Origin of the sequence: Streptomyces sp. NPDC002564 (assembly GCF_042889645.1) — a bacterium.
GTDB lineage: Bacteria > Actinomycetota > Actinomycetes > Streptomycetales > Streptomycetaceae > Streptomyces.
In genome coordinates, this window is record NZ_JBIARE010000007.1 from 524,044 (window position 1) to 549,532 (window position 25,489).

Consider the following 25,489-nt stretch of genomic DNA (forward strand, 5'->3'; position numbering starts at 1 on the left):
GACTCCAACGGTCGATCGATGGTCGATGATGGCACGGTGTCAGGTGCCGGGATGACCGCCGGAGCGTCCCGATGCCATCACGTGATCAGGCTGTGACCGGTCGTTCGAGCAACGCCAGTGCGCGTGCCGGGAGTTCCTCGCGGTCGGCGACGGCCCCGCTGAGCCAGTGCACCCGTGGATCGCGGCGGAACCACGAGTCCTGACGGCGGGCGAAGCGCTTGGTGGCGCGCACGGTCTCCGCGCGGGCCTCGTCGTCCGTGCAGTCGCCCGCGAGCGCCGCGAGCACCTGCTGGTAGCCGAGCGCGCGGGACGCCGTCCGGCCCTCGCGCAGCCCCTGTTCCTCCAGGGCGCGCACCTCGTCGACCAGGCCCCGCTCCCACATGCGGTCCACGCGCGTGGCGATGCGTTCGTCGAGCTCGGGGCGTGCCACGTCGACGCCGATCTGGACGGTGTCGTACACCGAGTCGTGGCCGGGGAGGTTGGCGGTGAAGGGCTTGCCCGTGATCTCGATGACCTCCAGGGCGCGGACGATGCGACGGCCGTTGCTGGGCAGGATCGCCCGGGCGGCGGCGGGGTCGGCGGCGGCCAGGCGCGCGTGCAGGGCCCCGGAGCCGCGCAGCGTGAGCTCCTCCTCCAGGCGGGCCCGCACGGCGGGGTCGGTGCCGGGGAACTCCAGGTGGTCCACGGCCCCCCGCACGTAGAGGCCGGAGCCGCCGACCAGGATCGGCCAGCGCCCCTCGGCCAGGAGGCGGTCGATCTCGGCGCGCGCCAGCCTCTGGTACTCGGCGACGCTGGCCGCCTCGGTGACGTCCCAGATGTCGAGGAGGTGGTGGGGCACACCGTCGCGTTCCTCGGGCGTCAGCTTGGCGGTGCCGATGTCCATCCCTCGGTAGAGCTGCATGGAGTCGGCGTTGACGATGTCGCCGCCGAGGCGTTGGGCGAGGAAAACGCCCAGATCGGACTTTCCGGCCGCGGTCGGTCCGACGACGGCGATGACCCGGGGGGTGGGGGCTGCGCTACTCACCGCCCCAGTCTCGCAAACCGCACGTGCTGTTCTCGAACGAGCGACGTGACGGCACGGCTCCGAGGTCGTTGCCTGTTGCGAGGTTCCGGCCGCCGGTTTCGAGGACCGAAGACCCGGGCGCCGCAATGGGACGCACCGGGCGGGGCGGGATTTCGCCCACACGAGTAACGTATGGAGTAGATATGGGCGTTTTTGCACTGTTTCGCCGGAAGGCCAAGGCCGACGAAGAGGCGTCAACGACCGAGGCAGCCGCCGCCACACTGACGGCCGAGCCGGCGGAGGCCGAGGGTTCGCCTGCGGCCGACGCCGACACGAAGCCCGCTGCCGAGGCCGACAAGGGCGCCGAGGAGGCCGAGGAAGCTGCCGAGGGGGCGTCCGCCGACACCGCCGAGGCGGTCGCCGAGGGCGTGGACATCCCGAAGCAGCAGTCGGCGAAGGCGGCGGCCGACAGCGAGGCCGGTGAGAGCGTCCGCAAGTAGCGCCCCAGCGAGGGAAGGTGAACCCATGGGCTTCCTGGACCAACTGAAAGCCAAGCTCGCCCCTGCCAAGGACAAGGTCGCGGACCTCGCGCAGCAGCACGGGGACAAGATCGACCAAGGCCTGGAAAAGGCCGCGAAGGTGGTCGACGAGAAGACCAAGGGCAAGTACAGCGACAAGATCCAGGCAGGCACGGGCAAGGCGAAGGACGCCGTCGACCGCCTCGGCGGGACGGACAAGGGCAAGGAGGCGGGCGAGAGCACCGCTCCTCCGTCGTCGCCGCCTCCCCCGCCGGCTTCCTGAAGCGCAGCGGCGGACGGCCGCGGGGCACACCGCTCCGCGGCCGCCTCCCTGTGCCCGGATGCAGGCCGGGTATGGGACCCCGCCAGGGAGGACGGCTCCCGTCAGGGAAGACGGCTCGCGCTAGGGAAGACGGCTCCCGCGAGGTCGGCTACGACCAGGCGGCCACCACGTACCCCACGCCGTACGGCGCGTCCTCGTAGAGCAGCTCGCCGCTCAGTCCGGCGCCCTCCGCGGCCCCGGCGAGCACCTGCCACGGGGCACGCCCCGCGGCCTTGAGTTCGTACGCGAGACCGGCGTCCAGCGCCTTGAGCGCCGCCACGTCGGCCGTGCCGAGGGCCCGTCCGGCCGCCGCGTCGAAGCCGGCCGCCCGCTCGTCCAGATACCCCGGCGCCTTCAGCGTGCGGCACGCGCTGGCGTCGCCCATCACCAGCAGCGCCACCCGGTCGGCCCGTGCCCCGATGTCCCCTCCGACATGGATACACCGCTCGGCGGCCAGAGGTTCCCCCACGCCGAGCCCTTCCACCGGGGCGGCCGACCACCGCGTGCGTCCGAGCAGCCAGGCGGCCACGGCGAGCGAGGGCGGGAGCTCCCGCTGCACGGTGGTGTCGGCGTCCGGGACGTCGCCCCGTCCGCCCTCCTGCGGCGGCACGGGGCCCAGGCGTACGTCGAGGTCCACCCCGAACCCGCGGAAGGACCCCCGGGCGCCCTGCGGATGCGGACCGCGCCCGCTCTGCTCGGCGGGGCCGACGACGACGAGGCGGTCGGGCCGGGCGGCGGCGAGGACCCCGATGGCGTCCGCGCACGCCGCGCGCGCGGCGTCCAGTTCAGGAGCGGCGCCCGCGGCGACCTCGGGGACGAGCAGCGGCGGTGAGGGGCAGACGGCTGCGGCGACAAGCATGATCCGCAGGGTAACGCGCCCCCGCGAAGGGCGGTCGGCGCGTCCCCCGGCGGGCTCGGGTCAGTCGCAGCCGCAGCCGCTGCCCGAGGCCACCGGGAGCGGCGCGGGCGCGCCGATCTTCGGCAGACCCAGCATGACCCCGGCGGGCTTCGCGGCCGCCTCGGCGTTCCGCTTCTCCCAGGCGTCGCCCGCGCGCGTGGGGCGCACGTCCAGGACGGCCCCCTCGGCGAGCAGGTGGTGCGGGGCGGCGTACGTGATCTCGACCGTCACCACGTCGCCGGGGCGCACCGCGGTGTCGGGCTTGGTGAAGTGGACCAGGCGGTTGTCGGGGGCGCGCCCGGAGAGGCGGTGCGTGGCGCCGTCCTTACGGCCCTCGCCCTCGGCGACCATCAGCTCCAGGGTGCGGCCGACCTGCTTCTTGTTCTCCGCCCAGGAGATCTCCTCCTGGAGGGCCACCAGGCGCTCGTAGCGCGACTGGACGACCTCCTTGGGGATCTGCCCCTCCATGGTGGCCGCGGGGGTGCCGGGGCGCTTGGAGTACTGGAAGGTGAAGGCGCTGGCGAAGCGGGCCTCGCGGACCACGTGCATGGTCTGCTCGAAGTCCTCCTCCGTCTCACCGGGGAAGCCCACGATGATGTCGGTGGAGATCGCCGCGTCCGGCATCGCGGCACGGACCTTCTCGATGATCCCCAGGAAACGATCCTGCCGGTAGGAGCGGCGCATCGCCTTGAGGATCGGGTCCGAGCCGGACTGCAGCGGCATGTGGAGCTGCGGCATCACGTTGGGCGTCTCGGCCATGGCGGCGATCACGTCGTCGGTGAAGTCGCGCGGGTGCGGGGAGGTGAAGCGCACGCGCTCCAGGCCCTCGATGGCACCGCAGGCGCGCAGCAGCTTGCTGAAGGCCTCGCGGTCGCCGATGTCCGAGCCGTACGCGTTCACGTTCTGCCCGAGGAGGGTGATCTCGCTGACGCCCTCGCCGACGAGTGCCTCGATCTCGGCGAGGATGTCGCCGGTCCTGCGGTCCTTCTCCTTGCCGCGCAGCGCGGGCACGATGCAGAAGGTGCAGGTGTTGTTGCAGCCGACGGAGATGGAGACCCACGCCGCGTACGCGCTCTCGCGGCGGGTCGGCAGCGTCGACGGGAAGGCCTCCAGCGACTCGGCGATCTCGACCTGTGCCTCTTCCTGGACGCGGGCGCGCTCCAGGAGGACCGGCAGCTTGCCGATGTTGTGCGTGCCGAAGACGACGTCGACCCAGGGCGCCTTCTTGACGATGGTGTCGCGGTCCTTCTGGGCCAGGCAGCCGCCGACGGCGATCTGCATCCCCGGACGCTTGGTCTTCATCGGCGCCAGGCGGCCGAGATTGCCGTACAGACGGTTGTCGGCGTTCTCGCGCACGGCGCACGTGTTGAAGACGACGACGTCGGCGTCCCCGTCCGCCCCTTGGGGCGCACGTACGTAACCGGCGTCCTCCAGCAGGCCGGAGAGCCGCTCGGAGTCATGGACGTTCATCTGGCACCCGTAGGTGCGCACCTCGTAAGTCTTCGCGCTCATCTCGCCCCCCAGGGTACGGGGTCGCCACGCGCGCGTGTCGGCGGATTGCGGCCGCACGGCCGGTGAGGGCGGCCGTGGCGGTGCGCAGTGTGATCCCACCCCTGGTCAGCACGGTGAGTGGGCTGGCAGGATCGCGCGCATGCTCCAGGCACTCCCCCCCATCGGCAGGCGTCGCGCGCTGCAGGGTTCGGCCGCCGCGCTCGTGGTGTTCGGGCTGCTGCTGTGGTGGCTGCTGCCCATGGGCGAGGACTCCCCCAGCGGGCGGCTCACCTTCAGCACGGGCGTGCAGAAGGGCGTCTACGAGCGCTACGGCAAGCTCCTGGAGACGGCGATCTCCCAGGACATGCCCGATGTCGACGTCGAGCTCCGCAACAGCGAGGGGTCGCAGGAGAACGTCGCCCGGGTGGCCACCGGGAAGTCCGACTTCACCATCGCGGCCGCCGACGCCGTGGAGACGTACCGCCTGAGCGGAGCGCCGGGCTGGTACCGGCTGCGGGGCTGCACGCGCCTGTACGACGACTACATCCAGCTCGTGGTGCCGCGCTCCTCGAAGATCGACACCGTCGAGGACCTGCGGCACAAGCGGGTCGCGGTGGGACAGGAGCACTCCGGCGTGCGGCTGGTGGCGGACCGGGTGCTCGAAGCGGCGGGCCTGGACCCGGTCGGGGACGTCGAGCCGGTGGCCGCGGGCATCGACACCATGCCCGCCCTCCTGAAGAAGGGCTCCATCGACGCCTTCTTCTGGTCGGGCGGTCTGCCGACCACGTCCGTGCGCGACCTCTCCAAGGACATGGACGTCAAGCTCGTCAAGCTCGGCTATCTCGTCGACGCACTGCACAAGCAGGGCGGCGGCTCGCGGTACTACCGGGCCGCGACGATGCCGGCCGACGCGTATCCCGCCGCGCAGCGCGGCCGTGCCGTGCCGACGCTGGCCGTCGCGAACCTCCTGGTGACCACGGACCGCGCCGACTCCGAGCTGACCGAGCAGCTGACCCGCACGGTCATCGACAGCCGCGACCACATAGGGGACCAGGTGCACGCGGCGCAGCTGGTGGACCTGCGCACCGCCCTGTTCACGGACCCGCTCCCGCTGCACGAGGGCGCCCGCCGCTACTACCGCTCGGTCAAGCCCTGAGCGCCTTCAGCCCGCCGCCGGGGGCCCGCTGCGCGGGACGCTGACGGTCACCTTCAGTCCGTGCGGTTCGTGCGCCGCGTAGGTCAGGGAGCCGCCGCCCGCCGCGAGCAGGGCCCGCGAGATGGACAGGCCGAGCCCGGAGCCCCGCACGTTCTGGTGGCGGTTGCTGCGCCAGAAGCGGTCGCCGACCCGGCCGAGCTCGTCCTCGGTGAGGCCGGGGCCGCCGTCGGTGACCACGACGGTCGTCGTCGCGTCGCAGGAGGCGACCGTCACGTGGACCGGGCCGCCCTCCGGCGTGAACTTCAGGGCGTTGTCGATCACCGCGTCCAGGGCGCTGGAGAGGGCGATGGGGTCGGCCCAGCCGGTGGTGGCCGGGCACGTGCCCGTCAGGCGGACGCCCCGCTCGTCGGCGAGCGGGCGCCAGGAGGCGACGCGCTCGGCCGCCAGATCGCCGATGTCGGTGAGGGTGAGGTCGGCCTCGGCGTGCTCGGCGAGCGCCAGGTCGAGCAGGTCGTCGAGGACCTGGGCCAGACGCTTGCCTTCGGTGCGGACCGAGGCGATCTCCTCGTTGCCCTCGGGCAGTTCCAGGGCGAGGAGTTCGATGCGGAGCAGGAGGGCGGAGAGCGGGTTGCGCAGTTGGTGGGAGGCGTCGGCGACGAAGGCGCGCTGCTGTTCCAGGACGTCCTGGACGTTGTCGGCCATCTCGTTGAACGACCGGGCCAGGCGGCGCAGTTCCGGCGGCCCGCCCGCCGCCGCCACCCGGGACTTGAGGCGTCCGGTCGCTATGTCGTGGGTGGTGGCGTCCAGGACGCGCACCGGCCGCAGTACCCAGCCGGTGAGCCGCAGGGCCGCGCCGACGGCGAGGAGCATGGCCGCCGACTCCCCGGCGGCGATCAGGAGCCAGCCGTGCAGCGTCTGGGAGCGCATGCGTCCCGTCGGCGAGTCCGTGACGACCACGGCGATCACGTCGCCGTCCTTGATCACCGGGGAGGCGACGGCCAGCCGCCCGCGCTGCCACGGCCAGACCTGTTCGGGGTCGTGGCTGCCGCGGGAGCGCAGCGCCTCGTCGAAGGCGTCGCGCACGGCTCCGTCGCCGGGCAGGAACCAGTCGTGCGGGGAGTTGGCCATGGGGCCGTCGTCCCGGTAGAAGACGCCCGCGCGGATGTCGTAGACGTCGAAGTAGTCGTCGAGTTCGTTCTGCAGCGTGTCGCGCCGCTCGTCCTGATTGCCGCCGTCCAGCGGCCCCGTGGGACGTTTGGTGACGAACTGGGCGAGCGAGGCGAAGCGGGCCGTGTCGTCGATCCGGTCGACGACGACCTTCTGCTGCTGGGCCGCCGCGACGCTCACGGCGAGCGGGAAGCCGAGCGCGAGCAGGACGCCCGCCATGAGGACGATCAGCAGCGGGAGGAGCCGCGAGCGCACCTGTTCCCCGCTCCTTGCTAGGCGGCCGGGGCGACGAGGCGGTAGCCCACGCCGCGCACGGTCTCGATCAGGGCGGGCATGTGCAGCTTGGACCGCAGGGACGCGACGTGCACCTCGAGGGTGCGACCCGTCCCCTCCCAACTGGTGCGCCACACCTCGCTGATGATCTGCTCCCGGCGGAACACGACGCCGGGGCGCTGCGCGAGGAGGGCGAGCAGGTCGAACTCCTTGCGGGTCAGCTGGACGACCGAACCGTCCACGCTGACCTGCCGGGTGGGCAGTTCGATGTGCACGGAACCGAGCCGCAGTTCGCTCTCGTCCGGTGCCGCCGCGCCGGGCGGGGTGGGCCGCCGGATGACCGCGTGGATACGGGCGATGAGCTCCCCGGTGTCGTAGGGCTTCACCACGTAGTCGTCGGCCCCGAGGTTCAGGCCGTGGATGCGGGAGCGGACGTCCGAGCGGGCCGTCACCATGATCACCGGGATCGAGCCGCGCTTGCGGATCTTGCCGCAGACCTCGTAGCCGTCCTGGTCGGGCAGACCGAGGTCGAGGAGCACCACTCCGAAGGGCGGCGCCTGGGCGGGCAGCAGGGCCTGCAGCGCCTCCTCGCCGCTGCGCGCATGCACGACGTCGAAGCCGTGCCGGGCCAGGACCGCGGACAGGGCGGCGGCCACGTGGTCGTCGTCCTCGACGAGAAGCAGTCTCATGTGGGCCCCCTCCAGTTCATCCGTCGTTCCGTCGCGGCCGGTACTCCCGGAATTCACCGCCGGGTCCCGCGCGAGCACACCAAGGCATCCACGCCGATGGATAAGGACCGCGTCAAGAGGGTTCGGGGCGTGAGCACGTTCCGTTACCCACCCGGTACGCACACCGTGGACCCTCTTCACACGGAGTGTCCGGTTGCAGCCGGATCGTTATGCTCAATTTCCCCTCAGATGTAATGACGCTGGTCGCACTGGGTTATTACTGTCCTCCCAACCGAGGAGGATGGAGCAACAAGCCGTGACCGAAGCATCGGTGACCAAGGACGCCATACCGTCTGGGGCCGACGACCTGGTCGTGCTGAAGAACGTCAACAAGCACTTCGGCGCTCTGCACGTCCTCCAGGACATCGACCTGACCATCGCCCGGGGCGAGGTCGTCGTCGTGATCGGCCCCTCCGGGTCCGGCAAGTCGACCCTGTGCCGTGCCGTCAACCGCCTGGAGACGATCGATTCGGGAAGCATCTCGATCGACGGCAAGCCGCTGCCCCAGGAGGGCAAGGAGCTCGCCCGCCTCCGCGCGGACGTGGGCATGGTCTTCCAGTCGTTCAACCTCTTCGCGCACAAGACCGTGCTGGAGAACGTGACGCTGGGCCAGACCAAGGTGCGCAAGATCGGCAAGGCGGAGGCGGAGACGAAGGCACGCGCCCTGCTGGACCGCGTGGGCGTCGCCTCCCAGGCCGACAAGTACCCCGCCCAGCTCTCCGGCGGTCAGCAGCAACGCGTCGCCATCGCGCGTGCGTTGGCGATGGACCCCAAGGTGATGCTCTTCGACGAGCCCACGTCGGCGCTCGACCCGGAGATGATCAACGAGGTCCTCGAGGTCATGCAGCAGCTCGCGAGGGACGGCATGACGATGGTCGTCGTCACCCACGAGATGGGCTTCGCCCGCTCCGCGGCCAACCGCGTCGTCTTCATGGCGGACGGCCGGATCGTCGAGGAAGCCGTGCCGGACCAGTTCTTCAACAACCCGCGCAGCGACCGGGCCAAGGACTTCCTGTCGAAGATCCTTAAGCACTGAGGCTCCCACGCCGTCTCCACACCAGTCGAACCAAAGGATGTTCACCATGAAGCTCCGCAAGTCCGCAGCCGCCGCGGCGGTCGTCGCCGCCCTCGCCCTGACCGCCACCGCCTGCGGCGGCGAGGAGGGCACGGCCGGCGACAAGCCGAAGGACCCGACCGGCGGCAAGAACGCGCCCAAGCTGCCCACGTACGACGTGAAGTCGGACGTCAAGATCGACTCGACGGTCCTGAAGAAGGCCCAGAAGGCCGGCAAGATCGTCATCGGCGCCAAGGACGACCAGCCGTACCTGGGCTTCAAGGACAGCGCGGGCAAGCGCTCCGGCTTCGACATCGAGATCGCCAAGATGGTCGCCGCCGACCTCGGCTTCAAGCCCGACCAGATCGAGTTCAAGACGATCGACTCCGGTGTGCGCGAGACCACCATCTCCAAGGGTGACGTCGACCTGTACGTCGGCACGTACACGATCAACGACGAGCGCAAGAAGCAGGTCGGCTTCGCCGGTCCCTACTTCCTGGCCGGCGCCGACCTCCTCGTCCGACAGGATGACAAGAGCATCACCGGGCCCGACTCGGTGAAGGGCAAGAAGGTCTGCTCGATCGTGGGCTCGACCCCGCTCCAGGAGATCAAGAAGTCGAAGTACGGCGCCAAGACCGTCGAGCTCGCCAAGTACTCGGAGTGCGTGCAGCAGCTCATCAACAAGGAGGTCGACGCCGTCACCACCGACGACGCCATCCTCAAGGGCTACGCGGCGCAGCAGCCGAAGGCCCTGCGGGTCGTCGGCAAGCCGTTCACCGAGGAGCCGTACGGCATCGGCATGGACAAGAGCGACAAGGCGCTGCGCGACGCGGTCGCGGACGCCATCGAGGCGCACCAGAAGAACGGCGACTACAAGAAGGCGTACGACGCCACGCTCGGCCTCTCCAAGTCGAAGTTCACCGAGCCGCCGGCCCTCGAGCGCTACTGACCGCGACGCTCGTCCGTCCCCACCCCCCGGCAGTGAGCTGACCGGCACCCCGTACCCGCCCCGGCGGCGGGTACGGGGCCCGGCTCCCCCTGCCCGTCCACTGCCGCCCACGAGGACATCCCCGTGAATGTACTGCTCGACCATATGGCGGAATTCCGCGAGGGATTCATAGGCACCGTCTGGCTGACCGTCGCCAGCGGCCTGCTCGCGCTACTCCTCGGTATCGTGCTCGCCGGCTTCCGGGTCTCGCCGGTCCCGCCGCTGCGGTTCTTCGGCGCGGCCTGGGTCACCCTGTTCCGGAACACGCCCCTGACGCTGCTCTTCCTCACCATCTGGTTCGCGGTGCCGCAGGTCTTCGACTTCGGCTTCGACCCGTGGACCAAGGCGCTGATCGTGCTCAGCGTCTACACCTCGTCGTTCGTCTGCGAGGCCGTCAGGTCCGGCATCAACACCGTGCCGCTCGGGCAGGCGGAGGCCGCCCGGTCGCTCGGCATGACGTTCTTCCAGACCCTCGGCATGATCATCCTGCCCCAGGCGGTGCGCACCGTGCTGCCGCCGCTGAGCAGCATCTTCATCGCGCTGACGAAGAACTCCGCCATCGCGGGCGCGTTCAGCGTCACGGAACTCTTCGGCTGGCAGAAGTTCCTCAGTGACCAGGGCTTCGCCATCGCGTGGCTCTTCCTGTGGGTGGCGCTCGGCTACCTCGTGATCACGTTCACCATCAGCGGGCTGTTCCGGCTGCTCGAGCGGAGCATGGAGGTCGCGCGATGAGCGCCAGCGTTCTGTACGACGCTCCGGGCCCCAAGGCCCGGATGCGCAACCGCATCTACTCCGTGGTCGGCACGGCCGCCATCATCGGCCTGATCGTCTTCGTGATCATGCGCCTCGCGGACCGCGGACACTTCGCGTCCGAGGTCTGGAACACCTTCAACTACTCCAACGTGCGCACGACGATCCGCGACGGCATCGTCACCACGCTGAAGGTCTTCGCGCTCGCCGGCGTGCTGTCCCTGGTGCTCGGCGCGGTCCTCGCGGTCGCCCGCGCCTCGGACCACCGCCCGGTCCGCTGGGTGGCCACCGGCTTCATCGAGCTGTTCCGCGCGATCCCGCTGCTGATCACGATCTACGCCCTGTGGGTCCTGTTCCTGACCTACAAGAGCGACCTCGGCACCATCGGGGCGAACAACGGCTTCTGGGCCCTGGTCATCGGCCTGGCCGTCTACAACGGCGCGGTGCAGGCGGAGGTGCTGCGCGCGGGCTTCAACGCCGTGCCCCGCGGACAGGTGGAGGCGGCGTACGCACTGGGACTGCGCAAGTCCCAGGTGATGACCATGCTGCTGCTGCCCCAGGCGGTCAGGTCCATGCTGCCGACGATCATCAGCCAGCTGGTGGTCACCCTCAAGGACACCTCGCTCGGCTACATCATCACGTACGCGGAGCTCCTGTACGCGGCCCGGCAGCTGGCCAACACCACGCTGGTCAACGGCCAGTACATCTACGTACCGGTGATCATGGTCGTCGGCACGATCTACGTGGCGATGTGCATGGCCCTCTCCGGGCTCGCCACCTGGGTCGAGAAGCGCGGGCGCCGGGCCAAGACGGGCATCGTGGTGGCGGCCGCCGCGGAGCCCGCCGAGGCCCCCGGAGTGCTCGACCCGTCGGAGCCGGTCGGCCCGACGACGGATGCGGCCGCGCAGGCCGACGGCGTCCCGACCGGCCCGAAGACGACCGACTCGAAGTCGACCGACACCACGGCGACCGACACCACTGTGGCCGACCCGAAGAGCGCTCCGACGGACCGCGAAGGGCCTGACGGGCCCGACGGGCCGACCGGCAAGGTGAACTGAGCGCGCATCAGGAAACGGACGTGCGGGTCCGGGGGAGGCAGCGGCCACAAGGTCGCTGCCTCCCCTGTTTCACGCCCCCGCACGGGCCCCGTTCCCGGCGGGCTTCGCTGGGCCGTTCGAGTGTCCCCGGTGCCCGGCAGGCCGCCCGGCAGGTGAGCGGACGATCGGACATCCCGGTGAAAGCCACGGTCGCGCCACTGCCGTCGTCGCTTGACGCAGGCACAAGCAATGGGTTGCATACGTTCTGTGATCGTGCACCGGGCTCCAACTGCCAGTTCCTGTACGTACGTCCAGCGCTTCCGGGCAGTCCGGACCCTCGGAGCCCGCCGGGCCGAAGGGCGTGCGCCGTGGACCCGGTGATCGTCGTCGGCGCGGGCCCCGTCGGACTCGCCCTCGCCCTGGCCCTGGCCCGTCACTCGGTGCCCACCGTCGTCCTCGACGAGGGGCCCGGCAAGGACGAGCAGCGCCCCGCACGGACCGTCGTGCTCAGGGAGGACACCGCCGCGTTCGTGGAGCGGCTCGCGGGTCACTCCTTCGGTGACGCGGCATCAGGCGCGCGGTGGACCAGCTGGCGCTCGGTGCGGCGCAAGCAGCTGATGCGGGAGCTCGACTTCGGGGCGGAGACCCCCGCCCCGCTGCACCTGCCGCAGCACGTGCTCACCGGCGCCCTGCGCGACGCCATCGCCGGCGAGCGACTCGTCAAGGTCGCGGTGGACAGCAAGCTCGACTCCCTGGAGCAGGACGCCGCCGGCCTGACCGCCCACACGCGCGGGCCCAAGGGCACCTGGTGGCGCGGCAGCTATCTGGTGGGCTGCGACGGCCCCCGCTCCACGGTCCGCAAGCTCCTCGACGTCCGCTTTCCGGGACGTACCGCCGTCGAGCGACACGCCGTGGCCGCCCTGCGCACGGAACTTCCCTGGCCCGGTCAGGCGTTGTTGCACCGGATGCCGCCGTGGCGCAGCGGGGGCGCCGAAGTGACGGGCCGTCCGCTGTCCGGCGGGGTGTGGCGGCTCGACTGGCTGCTGCCGCCGCGCGGCGAGCTGGTGACGCCCGACGCCCTCGTCGTCCGCATCCGGGAGACCCTCGCGGGCTGGTGCGAGGGCTCCACACCGCCGTACGAACTGCTCGACACCGGCGTGCACACCGTCCACCACCGGCTGGCGCGGCGGTGGCGGGTCGGCCGCGCCTTCCTCGCCGGGGACGCCGCCCACCTGCTCGGCGCGCTCGGCACCCAGGGGCTCGACGAGGGGCTGCGGGACGCCGACAACCTCGCCTGGAAGCTGGCGCTCGCCTGGCACCACGGCGCGCACGAGGCGCTGCTCGACAGCTACCAGGTCGAGCGGCGGGCCGGCGTGGCCGCGCGGCTGCGGGCCGCCGACCAGTCGCTGCCCGTGCTGCGCGGCGGCAAGGGCCTGCGCGCGTACGTGCCGGGGACCGCGCGCGGACACGACGCGCTGCTCACGGACGGTCACGTGGGACGCGGTGTGCTCGGCGCGCCCTCGTCGTACGCCGAGTCGCCGCTGGCACCGGCTGCCACCGATTCCGTCGCCGCGGTGGGCACCGAGCCCGGTGCGCCGGTCGCCGATGTGCGGGTGACGGCGCCCGACGGTACCTTCGTCCAGCTGCGGGACCGGCTCGGGCTCGGACAGTTGATCGTCGTCCTGGTCGCGCCGGGCACCGGGGTGTGGGAGCGGCGGCACTGGGTGTCGGCGGGGATCATGCCGCGGCTCGCCGCGGCGGTCACGGCACTGCCGCACCCCGCCGAGCTGCTCGTCGCGGAGAGCTACCCCGGGGCTGCCGCTCACGCGGTCCTGCTGATCCGGCCCGACGGCCATCTGGTCACCGCCCTGTCCGGGGTGCGCCCGGCCGAGATGTACGCGGCCGCAGAGGCGGCACTGGGCAGCGCGGCGGCCACGGGACGCGAGGGCGACGCGGCGGGGCCGCCGGGGCAGCGGGACGGCGCGGGAGGGCCAGCGGAGACGGAGCGGGCCGCAGGGGCCGCGGAGGCGACGGGGGCGGCGGGCACGGCGGGGGGCCCGGGGAAGACGGGGGCCACAGGGGCCACGGAGAAGACGGGGGCTGGAGGGGCCACGGGGAAGACGGGGGCTGGAGGGGCCACGGGGAAGACGGGGGCTGGAGGGGCCACGGGGGCGGCGGCTCGGCCTCGGAGGTAGTCGTTCTCCGGAGCGGCCGTTGCGAGCTCCGGAGCGGCCGTTGCGAGGCTCACGAAGTGACCGTTCCGAGATTCACGAAGTGGCCGTCGCGAGGCTCACGAACTCACGGATTCCGTACTCAAGAGCCCACGGATTCCCGCTCGAGAGCCCGCGGAATCCGGGCCCGCGGATTCCCGGGCGCACGGGCTCATGCCCTCCCAGGAGTAGCCCCCTACAAGGGGCGGCGGAAGCAGAGGTTCAAGGGGCGCCCCGGCGCTTGCCGGGGCTTTCACCTGCCCGCACGCGCCTGCCGCCCACGCCTTGAGCGCGCCCGACCGCATGCTGGGCCGAGGTTGACCGCCAAGCACCCCCGTGGTCTACTCCGGATCGTGACCGACACCGATGTGCGCCTGTGGCGGAGGGTCCACATGGACCTCGTCCGCTACGCAGGCTGCGTGTGTCACCCGTCCTGCTGACTTCGCACTTCTCCCTGCGCGCCGAGCCCCGTTCCCGGGTTGTCTCGCGCGCCCTTCCGCGAACCCCCAGGACGGTACCCGTGTCTGTTGCCCCCTCCTCCCCCGCGCCCTCGTCCGCGCGCTCCGCGGCGCCCACCTCCGCCGAACTCCTCGCCTTCGTACGCCGTACCGCGGCCGACGCCGACCTCATCGCCTCCCTGCCGCTGGACCCCGAGGGCCGCACCTGGGTGCGCCTGCAGGGCCCCGGCGGCAGCGAGGCCTGGCTGATCGGCTGGCCGCCCGGCACCGGCACCGGCTGGCACGACCACGCGGAGTCGGTCGGTGCCTTCCTCACGGCGGCGGGCACCCTCAAGGAGAACTCACTCGCGGCCCGGCTGCCGACCGACGGCTGGAAGACGCTGGAGCTCTCCGAAGACGTCGACCGGGAACGGACGTTGGCCGCCGGGGACGGCCGCGCCTTCGGCCGCAACCACGTGCACGAGGTGCTGAACGAGTCCACGACCGAGCACGCCGTCTCGGTGCACGCCTACTACCCGCCGCTGCCGCAGATCCGCCGCTACAGCCGCACCGGCGACATCCTCCGCCTGGAGTCGGTGGAACGCCCGGAGGACTGGCAGTGAGCGCCCGGGAGCGTACCAAGAGGACGGCCGGCGAGCGAGCGGTTGGGTCGGGCGAGCCGGGCGAGTCCGGCGAGTCGGGCGGCGAACGGCCCGTCGGGATCGACGAGTTGCTGGAACGCGTCCGGCTCGGCCTCGACCGGCTCTCCCCGAAGGCGGCGTATGCGGCCGCCGAGGCCGGTGGCCTCCTGGTCGACATCCGGTATGCGGCGCTGCGCGAGCGGGACGGGCTGATCCCCGGCGCGCTGGTCGTCGAACGCAACGAGCTGGAGTGGCGCCTCGACCCGCAGGGCAGCCACCGCGCCGCCGAGGCCACCGGACACGACCTGCGCGTCGTCGTGGTCTGCAACGAGGGGTACGCGTCCAGCCTCGCGGCCGTCTCCCTGCGGCAGTTGGGGCTGCGGCACGCCACCGACCTCGACGGCGGCTTCCAGGCGTGGCGGGCCGCGGGTCTGCCGGTGGAGGCCGCCGCACGGTGAGCACGCGCGCGTGGGCGCCCTTTTCGTGAGGGGCGCCCACTGCCCCCGTCCTCGCATGCTCCCGGGGGAAGCGCGCCGCGCGAACCGCCCGAGGGCCGTCCTACTCCTTGGCCGTCGCCACCGTGACGGGAAGCGGTCGCAGAGCGGCACGGCCCGGCAGCGCCGTCGCGACCAGCGCGAGCAGCCCGGCGACGGCGACCACCGAGACGTACACCAGGGGAACGACCGTCGGTGCCGCGCTGCCCGTCATGCCCAGGCTGAAGGCGGTCAGGACGGCCAGCGCCACGCCGCTGCCGAGTGCCGTGCCGATGAGCACGACCGACAGGGCCTCGGTGCGCAGCATCCGCAGGATCTGGCGGCGTGTGGCACCGGCGAGGCGCAGCATCGCGAACTCGCGCACGCGCTCGGAGACGGACATCGCGAGGGTGTTGACGACGGCGATGGCGGTGAAGGCGAGGACGAGGCCCATCGCGAGGAGGTTCACCTCGGCGTCGGCCTGCGCGTGCTCGGCCCGGAGGCTGTCGGCGGCCGTCGGGGACAGGACGCGGACTCCCGGGAACTTCCGCACGTCTGCCGCGAGTTGTTCCTGCGTACGGTCGCTCCTGACGAGGACCGTGGCGGCGAGTGGGTTGTCGACGTGCCGGGCGACCAGATCGTGCGCCATGGTCAGATCGCCGAACCCGAGCCCGCGCGCGTAGACGGCGCGGACCGTGAGCGCGGCCTTCGTGCCGTCGCCGAGGGTGAGGTCGAGCGTGCTGCCCGGCTTCAGCCCCAGCCGGTCGGCCGCGAGCTCGCTGACGGCGACGCCTCCCGCGCCGAAGCCCTTGAGCGATCCGGCGGTGACGTCGGGGTCCCAGGTCCGGGCGAGGCCTTCGGGGGTGACGCCCTGCGCCGGGTACTTGTCGAGCCCGACGCGCACCGTGGTGCGGACGATCTCGGTGGCGGCCTCGACGCCTTCGGTCGTACGCAGCGTGCGTGCGGCCTCCGCCGGGATGCCGGGGCCCTGCGCGGCGAGCACCCAGTCCGCGCGCAGGCCCGCGCGGACCTCGGCGCGGGCCGCGTCGCCGAGGGTGGGCTGGACGAAGAGGACGGTGCAGGTCATGCCGGTGAGGAGGGCGAGCGGGGTGACGACGGCGGCCATGCGGGCCGCGTTGCCGCGCAGGTTGGCGTGGGCGAGCTTGCCGCCCGGGCCCGCGAGGCGGAGCGGGCCCCGCAGGAGTGCGGCCGCCGCGCGGACGACGAGCGGGCCGAGGAGCGCGATGGCGCAGGCGAAGACCACGACGGTCAGGAAGGTGACGGGAGTGGACGCCGCCTCGGTGCGCAGCACGCTCAGCACGGCGACCAGCACGGCACCCGCGACGAGCACCAGCAGACCGGCGACGACCCGGCTCCAGGCGGGCCTGCTCCGCTCGACCCGCGCCTCGGCGAGGGCCTGCGCGGGACGGATGCGGACCACCCTGCGTCCCGCGACGCGGGCGGCGGCCCAGGCGCCCAGCAGGGTGGCGGCGACGGCGGCCAGCGAAGGGAGGACGCCTGTGGTGTGTTCGAGGGTGGCCGGCACGGCACCCATCTCCACGAAGCGGGCATGCAGCAGGTCGCCCAGCGGAATTCCGGCGAGCGCCCCCACGACTCCGGCGGCGCCGCCGACGAGCAGCGCCTCGCGCCCGAGGAGCATGCGGATCTGCCGCGGGGTGGCCGCGACGGCGCGCAGCAGGGCGAGTTCACGGTGGCGTTGCTGGATGGAGAGGGCGAAGGTGCCGACCACCACGAGGACGGCGACGAGGAGGGAGGTGCCGCCCATGGCGCCCCCCATGCTGACGAGCTTCACGCGCGCCCCTGCGGCGTCGAGGAACTCCACGGGCCCGCGCTCCTTGCCCACACCGACCTGCGCCGTCGTGCCGTCGAGGGCCCGCGTGACCGCCTCTTCGAGGTCGCCGACGGTGGTGCCGCGGGCCGGTACGACGCCGAAGGCGGTGACCTTCCCGGGGTGCGCCGCGAGCCGCTCGGCCTCGCCGGAGGAGAAGAAGAGCGAGGTCTGATGGGCGAGGTCGCCGTGCTCCGGGGCGGCCACGCCGGTGATGCGGTACGCGCGGGGGCTCCGTGTCGACTGGACGGTCAGGCGGTCGCCGGGCCGGAGTCCCGCGCGGTCGGCCAGGGCCCGGTCGATGACCAGGTCGTGGGCCGCGCGCGGGGCCGTGCCGTCGACGAGACGGAAGGGGGTGAGGGCGGCGGACTCCCAGGCGTGCCCGTACGCGGGCCGGTCGGCGTCCTGTGCGGCGGAGGGCGTCAGCGGCTCCGCGAGGAAGGTGAGTTCGGGTACGACGGCGCCGGCACCCGGGACCCTGGCGAGTCTGTCCGCGGTGGCCCGGGCCGGCAGCCAGGCCCGTTCGGCGATCGGCTTCGCCTTGTGCTTGACCTTGGTCTTGCCCTTCTTGTGCTTGACCGTGGTCCGGTGGACGTTCTGGTCCGCGGAGACGATCACGGGTGCGGCGGCGTAGCGCTCGGTCCCGACCGTGCCGCGCAGGCCGGTCTCCAGGAGGGTGCCGCAGGCCGTGATGAGCGCCGCGGCACACATCAGCGCGAGGAAGGCGCCCAGGAATCCGCCCTTGCGGTCTCTGACCGTCTGCAGTGCGTAGCGCAGCATCATGCGGGATCCGTCTCTCTTCTGTTGTCGGAGGCGGCATCACCGGGCGCGTCGGAGGCGGGCGCGGGAGCCGCGGGCGCGGGGAAGGCCAGGAACCGCGTGAGGACGGTGCGGGCGCCCTCCGGGGTGTCGGCGCCGGACCGCCGGTAGCGGTTGAGCAGCGCGATGTACTCCTCGAAGAACTCGCGCAGTTCGGGCACGGTCAGCCGGATCGTGCCCCGCGAGAAGCGAAAGGCGTCGGCCCACTCGCCGGACGCGGCCCCGCCCTGCCGCCGCACCTGCTCGAAGAGCTCCAGGTCGGCGGCGTACGAGAGATGGTTGAGCTCGTCCATGACGCGTCGCATCTCGGGGCTCTGCCTGCTGCGCGGCGGGAAGCGCCGGTCGCCCGGGATGGCCCGCCACCAGCGCTCACGTCGGTGCCCGGAGCCGGGCGTCTCCTCGACGAAGCCGTAGCGGGCGAGTTCCCGCAGGTGGTAGCTGGTCGATCCGGTGTTGAGGCCGAGGGCTCTGGCGAGGGTCGCCGAGGTGGCGGGTCCGTGCACGGCGAGGTGCTGCAACATCTGCTGCCGCCGCGGCTGCGCCAGCGCCTTGAGCGCGCGGAGGTCGCTCAGCTCCTGCGGCGCCGGGACGGGCGCGTACGCCGCGCCGGCCGCGTCGGGTCCGTCGGGTTCGTCGGGGGCCTGTGCCATGCGTACACAGTCGCCTGTGCACACATGTCTGTGCACTGCGGTGGCCCGGCGTCTCCGCAGGGGGGTTAACCCCACCCTGCGGAGCGCGAGTTGGGATCCGTGAACCGTCCCGCCTGCCGCCCCACCCCCGTGGGGGCGGCCCGGTCAGAACGTCCCGTATCCCAAGTCCTCGGTGTCCTCGCCCTCTTCCTCCAGGGCCTGGCGCACCACCCGGAGGGCCATGCCCTCGGGGTAGCCCTTGCGGGCGAGCATGCCCGCGAGGCGGCGCAGGCGCTTGTCGCGCTCCAGGCCCCGCGTGGCGCGGAGCTTGCGGGCGACGAGCTCGCGCGCGGTCGCCTCCTCCTGCTCCGAGTCGAGCTGCCCCACGGCCTCGTCGATCAGCGTGGACTCCACGCCCTTGGTGCGCAGCTCCCGCGCGAGCGCACGGCGGGCCAGGCCACGGCCATGATGCCGGGACTCCACCCAGGCGTCCGCGAAGGCGCTGTCGTTGATCAGGCCGACCTCTTCGAAGCGGGAGAGCACTTCTTCCGCCACCTCGTCGGGGATCTCCCGCTTGCGCAATGCGTCCGCGAGCTGCTTGCGGGTGCGTGGGGTGCCGGTGAGCAGACGCAGGCAGATCGCCCGTGCCCGCTCCGCCGGATCCGTCGGCGGCTCCCCTTTCCCGGCCCTCGACGAGGAAGGGGAACCGCTGTCCTGAGGGCCGTCGGAACCGCCGCGTCGCCGACGGCGCCCACGGCCGCGACCGGGAAGGCCGTCGTCCCCGGCGCCGTCGCCGCCCTGGAATCCGTCGTCCCCGAAGCCGCCGCCTCCGAAGCCGTCGTCCCCCGGGCGGTCCTCCTGGAAGCCGCCGCTCCCGTCGCCGTCCCGGCCTGTGCCGTCCTGATCCACACCGCCCCCGTGGCCCCGCCCGGCGCGGCGGGTGCGGCCGGTGCGGCTTTCGGGGGCGGTGTGGTCCGCCCAGTCGGTTCGTCGCGTCACGGACTAGCTCTTGGCCGCCGCGGCCTTGGACTTGGCGACCTTCGCCGCCGGCGCGGGCACCGTCTTGGCGTCGTCGGCCGGGGGGACGACCGCCGCGTCCGCGACCGGCTCCTCGGCCGGGGCCTCGGGCTTGACGCCGACGCCCAGCTTCTCCTTGATCTTCCGCTCGATCTCGTTGGCGAGGTCGGGGTTGTCCTTGAGGAAGTTGCGCGCGTTCTCCTTGCCCTGGCCGAGCTGGTCGCCCTCGTACGTGTACCAGGCGCCGGCCTTGCGGACGAAGCCGTGCTCGACGCCCATGTCGATCAGGCCGCCCTCGCGGCTGATGCCCTGGCCGTAGAGGATGTCGAACTCGGCCTGCTTGAAGGGCGGCGCGACCTTGTTCTTGACGACCTTGACGCGGGTGCGGTTGCCCACCGCGTCCGTGCCGTCCTTGAGGGTCTCGATGCGGCGGATGTCCATGCGCACCGAGGCGTAGAACTTCAGCGCCCGGCCACCGGTCGTGGTCTCGGGGGAGCCGAACATCACGCCGATCTTCTCGCGGAGCTGGTTGATGAAGATCGCGGTGGTCTTGGACTGGTTGAGCGCGCTGGTGATCTTCCGGAGCGCCTGGCTCATCAGGCGGGCCTGGAGGCCCACGTGCGAGTCACCCATCTCGCCCTCGATCTCCGCGCGCGGCACCAGGGCGGCGACGGAGTCGATGACGATGAGGTCGAGGGCGCCGGAGCGGACCAGCATGTCGACGATCTCGAGGGCCTGCTCGCCGTTGTCCGGCTGGGACAGGATGAGGTTGTCGATGTCGACGCCGAGCTTCTTCGCGTACTCGGGGTCGAGGGCGTGCTCCGCGTCCACGAAGGCCACCGCGCCGCCCGCCCGCTGGGCGTTGGCCACGGCGTGCAGCGTGAGGGTCGTCTTACCGGAGGACTCCGGTCCGTACACCTCCACCACACGGCCGCGCGGGATGCCGCCGACGCCGAGCGCGACGTCGAGCGCGGTCGACCCGGTGGGGATGACCTCGATGGGCTCGTTCGGCCGCTCGCCCATGCGCATCACTGCGCCCTTGCCGAATTGCCGTTCAATCTGTGCGAGCGCGGCGTCCAGCGCCTTCTCGCGGTCGGTTCCTGCCATGGGTTCCACCCGATTTGCTTGAGTCGATCGCTTCACGTCAAAGACGCTAACGCCTGCCACTGACAATCCGCCCCGACGCCCGTCCAGCCTGTGGATAACTCGAGGCCATCCCCGGAAAATCGCCGCCGGACCACCCATGAGAATGGATGTTCGAATTTAGTGTCAAGCGCGGCACGCCGGGGGTCCGCGGGTCGCGGGGCAGCCCGTCAGCCGACCAGGCTCTCCGCGAGGAGGACCCCGCCGATGGCGATCATCATGGCGCCGGAGGTGCGGCTGACGATGCGGGCGGCAGCGGGCCGGGCCTTCAGCACGGTGCGGGCCAGCACGCCCACGGACAGGTAGACGACGGCGCACGCGGTCATGTGGAGCAGGCCGAGCAAGCCGGTCTGCGCGGCCACCGGCCAGCCCCGCGCGGAGTCGATGAACTGCGGGAAGAGCGCGAAGTACAGCAGCAGCGCCTTGGGGTTCAGGGCGCTCACCGCGGCCCCCTTGACCACGGCCTGGAAGCGGGACGACGCGGCGTCCCCCGTGGCCGCGGCCGGCGCGGCGGGCTTGCGCAGGACGCCCCAGCCCAGCCACACCAGGTATCCGGCCCCCAGCACCGTCAGCGCGGTCAGCAGGCCGGCCGAGCTCGCCACCAGCACCGCCAGACCGCCCACGGCGAGCACCGCGTACCCCGCGTGTCCGGCTATCAGCCCCGCGACCGCGGGGACGACCGACCGGTCCCGCAGCCCCGCGGAGATCGCATAGGCCCAGTCCGCGCCGGGGGTGAACACCAGCAACAGGTCCACCGCCAGGAAAGCCGCCCTGCCACCGCCGCCTGCGCGACCTGGAACGCGCGGGCGCGATCCGCGGCTACCACGCGGTGGTCGACCCGGCCGCCGTCGGACTGGACTTCGAGGCCCTGGTCTTCGCCACGCTGCGCTGGGAGGACTCCCACACCGTCGAAGCCTTCGAGGAAGCCGTGGCGGCGGTCCCCCACGTGACCCAGGCCCAGCGCCTGTTCGGCGAGCCCGACTACCTCCTGCGCGTGGCCACCGTCGATCTGAGCGCGTTCCAGGAGCTCTACGACCGGCAGCTGGCCAAGCTCCCCGGAGTGCAGCGGCTGACGTCGACCCTGGTCATGAAGAACGTCGTGCACGACAGACCGCTGCCCGAGTGACGGCCTCCTGCAACCGCCTCTCCTTGTCCGCGCTCGGACTTGCTCCTACTTAGCCGTGCCGTCTGCGCCATCCGCGTCGCCCGCGTCCGGCTTCGGCGACGGGCCGCCGGAGGTCGGCGGCGCCTCCGGCCGGTTCGGCCCCCGCAGGGCCCGCCGCATGCGCGCGAGGAGGGGCGCTCCGACGTGGCGCCGGTGCCCGTGCACCCGGGGGTCGTCCGTGACGTCGTACCGCTTCACGTACGCCCCCAGGAAGGCCTGCAGCGTCGCGACGGCGGGGATGGCGATCAGCGCGCCGACCGCACCGAGGAGCGCCGTGCCCGCGATGACCGAGCCGAACGCGACGGCGGGGTGGATGTCGACGCTCTTGGCGGTGAGCTTGGGCTGCAGCACGTAGTTCTCGAACTGCTGGTAGACGACCACGAAGATCAGCACCCACAGGGCGTACCAGGGGTCGACGGTGAAGGCGAGCAGCATCGGCAGGGCGCCCGCCAGATACGTGCCGATGGTGGGGATGAACTGGGAGACCAGGCCGACCCAGACTGCGAGCACGGGCGCGTAGGGGACGCCGAGCACCTGGAGCAGGATGTAGTGCGCGATGCCGGAGATCAGTGCCATCAGGCCGCGCGAGTAGAGGTACCCGCCGGTCTTGTCGACGGCGATCTCCCAGGCGCGCAGCACCTCGGCCTGCTTGGCGGGCGGCAGCACCGAGCACAGCGCGCGGCGCAGCCGGGGCCCGTCGGCCGCGAAGTAGAACGAGAACAGCAGGATCGTCAGGAGCTGGAAGAGCCCGCCGAGGACCTGCGCGGAGACGTCCAGGACGCCGCTGGCGCTGTTCTGCACGTACTTCTGGAGCCAGTCGGAGTGGACCAGGCTGTCCTGCACCTCGACGCGCGAGAGGTCCGTGTGGAAGGTCTGGTTGATCCAGCTGATGACGCTGTCGAGGTAGTCCGGGAAGTCCTCGACCATGTCCACGATCTGGCCCGCGAGCATCGAGCCCATCAGCGTGATGAAGCCCGCGCTGACGATCATGACGCTGAGGAAGACCAGGAACGTGGCGAAGCCCCTGCGCAGTCCGCGCGCCGACATCCAGCTGACCGCGGGCTCGACCGCGAGGGCGAGGAAGAACGCGATCAGAATGTTGATCAACAGCCCGGTGAGCTGGTGGAACGCCCAACTGCCCAGCTGGAAGCAGGCGATGAGGGCGAGGGCGAGCACCAACGCGCGGGGCAGCCAGCGCGGCATGCGGGCGCCGTGCCCTGCCTCGGCCCCGGCGGGGGGCTCCGCGGGCGGCGTCGTGCCGAGGGGAGCGGTGTCCTGGGTGACCTGCGCGGTCTCGTCTGTCGGTGCCACGGGGCAAGTCTCGCCCACGCGAGGGCCCCTCAGGTGCCACCGTCGCATCTTGGGACGGTGGCCACGCGCGCGTGGAGGCCCGCCCGCCGCCGGACGAGCCGTCCGCGGTCAGCGCTTTTCGGCCGGTACGTCCATCGCCGTGCACACCGCGCGCCAGACGTCCTTGGCGTCCCAGCCCGCGTCCAGCGCCTCGTGGACCGTGCGGCCGCCCAGCTCCGCCATCACGTGATCGCGCGCGAACGAGTCGGCGTACCCCGCACCGAAGTGGGCCGCCATCCGCTGCCAGAAGACCGTCAACCGCATGCCTCCAGTATCGCGCCCCTGAGAGTGCAGACCGGCACAGGGGGCTTGCCGAGAACGCTTTCCGCCCTAACGTCGGGGCATGGCCGAAACCGGAGCATTCCCCGCCGCAGTGCCCTCCCCCGCCGCGGCGCTCTCCCCCCTCGCCCGCGCCGAGCACTTCGTCTGGCTCACCGCCCGCGTCCTCGAGCAGCGACGGTTCGCGTACCACTTCCTTGACTGCGCCGCCGGCGACGGCGGTGCCGCGGCGGCGGACGCGGTCGAGGCCGCCCTGGCCTCGTACGCCACCGGGGACGGCGGGTACGGCTACGCGCTCGACCCCACTCTGCGCGGCCCCGTGAGCCAGCCCCTGCACACCGGGCACGCGCTGCTGGTGCTGGACTCGATCCGCCGCTGCGGCGGGCAGCGGGCGGAGCGGATCTGCCGGTATCTGAGCGCGGTGTCGACCGCCGAGGGCGCCCTGCCCGCGGTGCATCCCGGCCAACGCGGCTACCCCGCGGCACCGTTCGTGCCGATCGTGGACGACCCGCCGAGCGAGCTGCTCGCCACCGGCCCCGTCGTGGGCCTGCTGCACCGCAACGAGGTGTGGCACGCCTGGCTCTTCCGCGCGACGGACTTCTGCTGGGCGGCGATCGAGGCCCTGGAGAGGTCCCACCCGTACGAGATCCGCGCGGCCGTCGCCTTCCTGGACGGGGTGCCCGACCGCCCCCGCGCGCGGGCCGCCGCCGACCGCATCGGGCGCCTCGTGCGCGAGCAGCGCCTGGCGGTGCTGGACCCGCGGGACCTGGCCGGGCATCCGGTGCCGCCCGGCAGCGCCCCGGGAGAGCACCACTTCGCGCACGACTTCGCGGCCACTCCCGAGTCGCTCGCGCGCTCGTGGTTCACCGACGAGGAGATGACGCGCTCCCTGGACTTCCTGGCCCGGGAGCAGCAGGAGGACGGCGGCTGGCCCGGGCGCGGGCGGCCGTGGGCGCCCGGCACGGCCCTGGAGTCGCGCCCGATCGTCACCGTCGAGGCCCTGCGCACGCTGCGCGCGTACGGGCGCCCCATCGGCTGAGCCGACACGGGCGCGCCACGCCCCCTCACCCCGTCGGTCTCACCCCGTCAGCGCCCGCACTCCCGCCGTGACGACGACGGCCGAAGCGATGACGACGAGGAACGGCGCGCGCAGCACCAGCGCCACGGCCGCGGCGGCGAGCCCTGCCGCCTTGGCGTCCAGGACGAGCGCCCGGCCGTCGGCGAAGGCCTGCTGGGCCGTGAGGGCCGCGAGCAGGGCCACCGGGAGCAGGGCGGCCATGCGCCGGACCAGCGGCCGCTCCAGCGCGCCCGCGGGCACCAGCAGCCCCGCCAGCTTCACCAGGTAGCAGCCGGCGAAGGTCGCACCGATCGCGATCCAGACGTTCACCGGCCCTCCCTCCGCGCGCGGTCACGCGCTTGTCGGCCCTCTACGAAGAGGACCATCGGCACCGCGAGAGCGGCCACCAGGACGGGGACGCCCGCGGGCAGCACCGGCAGCAGGCCGAGCCCGAGGACGACGGCGACGCCCGCGACGGCACGCTCCCGCGCGGTACGCAGCATCGGCGCGAGCAGCGCAAGGAAGACGGCAGGTCCGGCCGCGTCCAGGCCCCAGGCGTCGGTGTCGCCGATCGCCTCGGCCCCCAGCGCGCCGAGCAGGGTGGTGAGGTTCCACAGGACGTAGAGGCTGACCCCGGTGACCGTGAAGCCGATCCGGGCGGCGCGCCGAGTGGGCTGGGCGAGCGCGACGACGGTGGTCTCGTCGATGACCCAGTGCGCGGCGAGCGGCCGTACCGCGCGCGGGAGGGCCAGCACCTGCGACAGGCGCAGCCCGTAGAAGGCGTTGCGCACCCCGAGGAAGAAGGCGCCCGCGGCGGCGGTGAACGGATTACCGCCCCCGGCGAGCGCGCCGACCAGCGCGAACTGCGAGGCCCCGGTGAACACCAGCAGGCTGAGCGCACAGCTCTGCAGCACGCTGAGTCCGCCGCCCGCCGAGGTCACCCCGAAGGCGAAGCCGGAGAGTCCGACGGCCACGCCGACGCCCAGGGCGTTACGGACGACGGCGGCGTCCGGTTTTTCCGCGGTGCGCTCCCCG

The 25,489-nt window shown here is 72.4% G+C and carries 26 protein-coding genes and 1 pseudogene; 13 read left to right on the plus strand and 14 right to left on the minus strand.

The genetic code is table 11. The features are described 5' to 3' along the window. Positions 1–85 precede the first annotated feature (85 nt). Complete coding sequence (gene miaA, locus ACFYXE_RS26350; RefSeq protein ID WP_389316210.1) at positions 86–1,024, minus strand: tRNA (adenosine(37)-N6)-dimethylallyltransferase MiaA; 939 nt, start codon at positions 1,022–1,024, stop codon at positions 86–88. A 182-nt stretch (positions 1,025–1,206) separates the two neighbouring features. On the opposite strand from miaA, the gene ACFYXE_RS26355 reads away from it, so the two are divergent. Continuing rightward, entirely contained in the window at positions 1,207–1,503 is a 297-nt protein-coding gene (locus ACFYXE_RS26355; protein WP_389316212.1) for a hypothetical protein, read from the plus strand. Positions 1,504–1,528: 25 nt separating this feature from the next. Further along, complete coding sequence (locus tag ACFYXE_RS26360; RefSeq protein WP_389316214.1) at positions 1,529–1,804, plus strand: antitoxin; 276 nt, start codon at positions 1,529–1,531, stop codon at positions 1,802–1,804. Positions 1,805–1,952: 148 nt separating this feature from the next. Here the strand turns inward: ACFYXE_RS26360 and ACFYXE_RS26365 are convergent, their stop codons facing one another. Together ACFYXE_RS26365 and miaB are read right to left on the minus strand one after the other, a co-directional pair. After that, positions 1,953–2,702 carry a class III extradiol dioxygenase subunit B-like domain-containing protein gene (locus ACFYXE_RS26365; RefSeq protein WP_389316216.1) on the minus strand — a complete coding sequence of 250 codons (750 nt, stop codon included), beginning with the start codon at positions 2,700–2,702 and terminating at the stop codon, positions 1,953–1,955. Positions 2,703–2,762: 60 nt separating this feature from the next. After that, on the minus strand, positions 2,763–4,253 hold the full coding sequence (gene miaB, locus ACFYXE_RS26370; protein ID WP_361165966.1) for a tRNA (N6-isopentenyl adenosine(37)-C2)-methylthiotransferase MiaB: 1,491 nt from the start codon (positions 4,251–4,253) through the stop codon (positions 2,763–2,765). A gap of 139 nt (positions 4,254–4,392) precedes the next feature. On the opposite strand from miaB, the gene ACFYXE_RS26375 reads away from it, so the two are divergent. After that, the gene (locus ACFYXE_RS26375) at positions 4,393–5,388 is read left to right on the plus strand and encodes a TAXI family TRAP transporter solute-binding subunit (protein WP_389316218.1); all 996 of its coding nucleotides are present in this window, start codon (positions 4,393–4,395) and stop codon (positions 5,386–5,388) included. Positions 5,389–5,394: 6 nt separating this feature from the next. Here the strand turns inward: ACFYXE_RS26375 and ACFYXE_RS26380 are convergent, their stop codons facing one another. Continuing rightward, on the minus strand, positions 5,395–6,810 hold the full coding sequence (locus ACFYXE_RS26380) for a HAMP domain-containing sensor histidine kinase (protein ID WP_361165972.1): 1,416 nt from the start codon (positions 6,808–6,810) through the stop codon (positions 5,395–5,397). 17 nt (positions 6,811–6,827) lie between these two features. Then, positions 6,828–7,517, minus strand: a complete 690-nt coding sequence (locus ACFYXE_RS26385) for a response regulator transcription factor (protein ID WP_361165975.1) — start codon at positions 7,515–7,517, stop codon at positions 6,828–6,830. Between the two features lie 295 nt (positions 7,518–7,812). On the opposite strand from ACFYXE_RS26385, the gene ACFYXE_RS26390 reads away from it, so the two are divergent. The 8 genes from ACFYXE_RS26390 to ACFYXE_RS26425 all read left to right on the plus strand — a co-directional run bounded on the left by ACFYXE_RS26390 (position 7,813) and on the right by ACFYXE_RS26425 (position 15,131). Next, positions 7,813–8,592 carry an amino acid ABC transporter ATP-binding protein gene (locus ACFYXE_RS26390; protein ID WP_361165978.1) on the plus strand — a complete coding sequence of 260 codons (780 nt, stop codon included), beginning with the start codon at positions 7,813–7,815 and terminating at the stop codon, positions 8,590–8,592. A gap of 46 nt (positions 8,593–8,638) precedes the next feature. Next, entirely contained in the window at positions 8,639–9,559 is a 921-nt protein-coding gene (locus tag ACFYXE_RS26395; RefSeq protein ID WP_361165981.1) for a glutamate ABC transporter substrate-binding protein, read from the plus strand. Positions 9,560–9,682: 123 nt separating this feature from the next. Beyond that, positions 9,683–10,330 carry an amino acid ABC transporter permease gene (locus ACFYXE_RS26400; RefSeq protein ID WP_361165984.1) on the plus strand — a complete coding sequence of 216 codons (648 nt, stop codon included), beginning with the start codon at positions 9,683–9,685 and terminating at the stop codon, positions 10,328–10,330. Then, positions 10,327–11,406, plus strand: coding sequence for an amino acid ABC transporter permease (locus tag ACFYXE_RS26405; RefSeq protein ID WP_389316222.1), 1,080 nt, complete (start codon positions 10,327–10,329; stop codon positions 11,404–11,406). The genes ACFYXE_RS26400 and ACFYXE_RS26405 overlap by 4 nt, the downstream gene beginning before the upstream one ends. A 347-nt stretch (positions 11,407–11,753) precedes the next feature. After that, complete coding sequence (locus tag ACFYXE_RS26410) at positions 11,754–13,580, plus strand: FAD-dependent monooxygenase (protein ID WP_389316224.1); 1,827 nt, start codon at positions 11,754–11,756, stop codon at positions 13,578–13,580. Between the two features lie 407 nt (positions 13,581–13,987). Continuing rightward, positions 13,988–14,035, plus strand: a complete 48-nt coding sequence (locus ACFYXE_RS26415; protein WP_317987190.1) for a hypothetical protein — start codon at positions 13,988–13,990, stop codon at positions 14,033–14,035. An 80-nt stretch (positions 14,036–14,115) separates the two neighbouring features. Beyond that, entirely contained in the window at positions 14,116–14,655 is a 540-nt protein-coding gene (locus tag ACFYXE_RS26420; RefSeq protein ID WP_389316226.1) for a cysteine dioxygenase, read from the plus strand. Positions 14,656–14,753: 98 nt separating this feature from the next. Next, positions 14,754–15,131, plus strand: coding sequence for a rhodanese-like domain-containing protein (locus ACFYXE_RS26425; RefSeq protein WP_389316296.1), 378 nt, complete (start codon positions 14,754–14,756; stop codon positions 15,129–15,131). Positions 15,132–15,231: 100 nt separating this feature from the next. Here the strand turns inward: ACFYXE_RS26425 and ACFYXE_RS26430 are convergent, their stop codons facing one another. The 5 genes from ACFYXE_RS26430 to ACFYXE_RS26450 form a co-directional block, all read right to left on the minus strand. Next, on the minus strand, positions 15,232–17,778 hold the full coding sequence (locus tag ACFYXE_RS26430) for an FtsX-like permease family protein (protein WP_389316228.1): 2,547 nt from the start codon (positions 17,776–17,778) through the stop codon (positions 15,232–15,234). After that, complete coding sequence (locus ACFYXE_RS26435; protein ID WP_389316230.1) at positions 17,775–18,464, minus strand: ArsR/SmtB family transcription factor; 690 nt, start codon at positions 18,462–18,464, stop codon at positions 17,775–17,777. Before ACFYXE_RS26435 ends, ACFYXE_RS26430 begins: the two co-directional genes overlap by 4 nt. Before the next feature lie 144 nt (positions 18,465–18,608). Then, the gene (gene recX, locus ACFYXE_RS26440; protein WP_389316232.1) at positions 18,609–19,442 is read right to left on the minus strand and encodes a recombination regulator RecX; all 834 of its coding nucleotides are present in this window, start codon (positions 19,440–19,442) and stop codon (positions 18,609–18,611) included. Positions 19,443–19,445: 3 nt separating this feature from the next. Beyond that, entirely contained in the window at positions 19,446–20,567 is a 1,122-nt protein-coding gene (gene recA / locus ACFYXE_RS26445; protein WP_361166002.1) for a recombinase RecA, read from the minus strand. Positions 20,568–20,773: 206 nt separating this feature from the next. Continuing rightward, positions 20,774–21,358: a LysE family translocator gene (locus tag ACFYXE_RS26450; protein WP_389316235.1), complete on the minus strand. Its 585-nt coding sequence runs from the start codon at positions 21,356–21,358 to the stop codon at positions 20,774–20,776. 14 nt (positions 21,359–21,372) lie between these two features. Here ACFYXE_RS26450 and ACFYXE_RS26455 point away from each other — a divergent pair. Then, positions 21,373–21,729: pseudogene (locus tag ACFYXE_RS26455) on the plus strand (Lrp/AsnC family transcriptional regulator); the annotation flags it as partial. 45 nt (positions 21,730–21,774) lie between these two features. Here the strand turns inward: ACFYXE_RS26455 and ACFYXE_RS26460 are convergent. Together ACFYXE_RS26460 and ACFYXE_RS26465 are read right to left on the minus strand one after the other, a co-directional pair. Next, positions 21,775–23,079 (minus strand): AI-2E family transporter, encoded by a 1,305-nt coding sequence (locus ACFYXE_RS26460; RefSeq protein ID WP_389316237.1) that lies wholly within the window; start codon positions 23,077–23,079, stop codon positions 21,775–21,777. A gap of 108 nt (positions 23,080–23,187) precedes the next feature. Further along, on the minus strand, positions 23,188–23,382 hold the full coding sequence (locus tag ACFYXE_RS26465; RefSeq protein ID WP_361166013.1) for a DUF3046 domain-containing protein: 195 nt from the start codon (positions 23,380–23,382) through the stop codon (positions 23,188–23,190). Positions 23,383–23,461: 79 nt separating this feature from the next. On the opposite strand from ACFYXE_RS26465, the gene ACFYXE_RS26470 reads away from it, so the two are divergent. After that, positions 23,462–24,436 (plus strand): hypothetical protein, encoded by a 975-nt coding sequence (locus ACFYXE_RS26470; RefSeq protein WP_389316239.1) that lies wholly within the window; start codon positions 23,462–23,464, stop codon positions 24,434–24,436. A gap of 39 nt (positions 24,437–24,475) precedes the next feature. Here ACFYXE_RS26470 and ACFYXE_RS26475 read toward each other — a convergent pair whose 3' ends face one another. Then, a complete protein-coding gene (locus ACFYXE_RS26475; protein ID WP_389316241.1) occupies positions 24,476–24,784 on the minus strand; it encodes an AzlD domain-containing protein in 309 nt (102 codons plus the stop codon). After that, positions 24,781–25,440 carry an AzlC family ABC transporter permease gene (locus tag ACFYXE_RS26480; RefSeq protein ID WP_389316298.1) on the minus strand — a complete coding sequence of 220 codons (660 nt, stop codon included), beginning with the start codon at positions 25,438–25,440 and terminating at the stop codon, positions 24,781–24,783. The genes ACFYXE_RS26475 and ACFYXE_RS26480 overlap by 4 nt, the downstream gene beginning before the upstream one ends. Positions 25,441–25,489 lie beyond the last annotated feature (49 nt).

Coding starts and splice junctions, on each gene's coding strand:
- ACFYXE_RS26465 (WP_361166013.1), bottom strand. CDS start 23,382: ATGCGGTTGACGGTCTTCTGGCAGCGGATGGCGGCCCACTTCGGTGCG.
- ACFYXE_RS26375 (WP_389316218.1), top strand. CDS start 4,393: ATGCTCCAGGCACTCCCCCCCATCGGCAGGCGTCGCGCGCTGCAGGGT.
- recA (WP_361166002.1), bottom strand. CDS start 20,567: ATGGCAGGAACCGACCGCGAGAAGGCGCTGGACGCCGCGCTCGCACAG.
- ACFYXE_RS26435 (WP_389316230.1), bottom strand. CDS start 18,464: ATGGCACAGGCCCCCGACGAACCCGACGGACCCGACGCGGCCGGCGCG.
- ACFYXE_RS26405 (WP_389316222.1), top strand. CDS start 10,327: ATGAGCGCCAGCGTTCTGTACGACGCTCCGGGCCCCAAGGCCCGGATG.
- ACFYXE_RS26430 (WP_389316228.1), bottom strand. CDS start 17,778: ATGATGCTGCGCTACGCACTGCAGACGGTCAGAGACCGCAAGGGCGGA.
- ACFYXE_RS26470 (WP_389316239.1), top strand. CDS start 23,462: ATGGCCGAAACCGGAGCATTCCCCGCCGCAGTGCCCTCCCCCGCCGCG.
- ACFYXE_RS26385 (WP_361165975.1), bottom strand. CDS start 7,517: ATGAGACTGCTTCTCGTCGAGGACGACGACCACGTGGCCGCCGCCCTG.
- miaB (WP_361165966.1), bottom strand. CDS start 4,253: ATGAGCGCGAAGACTTACGAGGTGCGCACCTACGGGTGCCAGATGAAC.
- ACFYXE_RS26395 (WP_361165981.1), top strand. CDS start 8,639: ATGAAGCTCCGCAAGTCCGCAGCCGCCGCGGCGGTCGTCGCCGCCCTC.
- ACFYXE_RS26365 (WP_389316216.1), bottom strand. CDS start 2,702: ATGCTTGTCGCCGCAGCCGTCTGCCCCTCACCGCCGCTGCTCGTCCCC.
- ACFYXE_RS26360 (WP_389316214.1), top strand. CDS start 1,529: ATGGGCTTCCTGGACCAACTGAAAGCCAAGCTCGCCCCTGCCAAGGAC.
- ACFYXE_RS26355 (WP_389316212.1), top strand. CDS start 1,207: ATGGGCGTTTTTGCACTGTTTCGCCGGAAGGCCAAGGCCGACGAAGAG.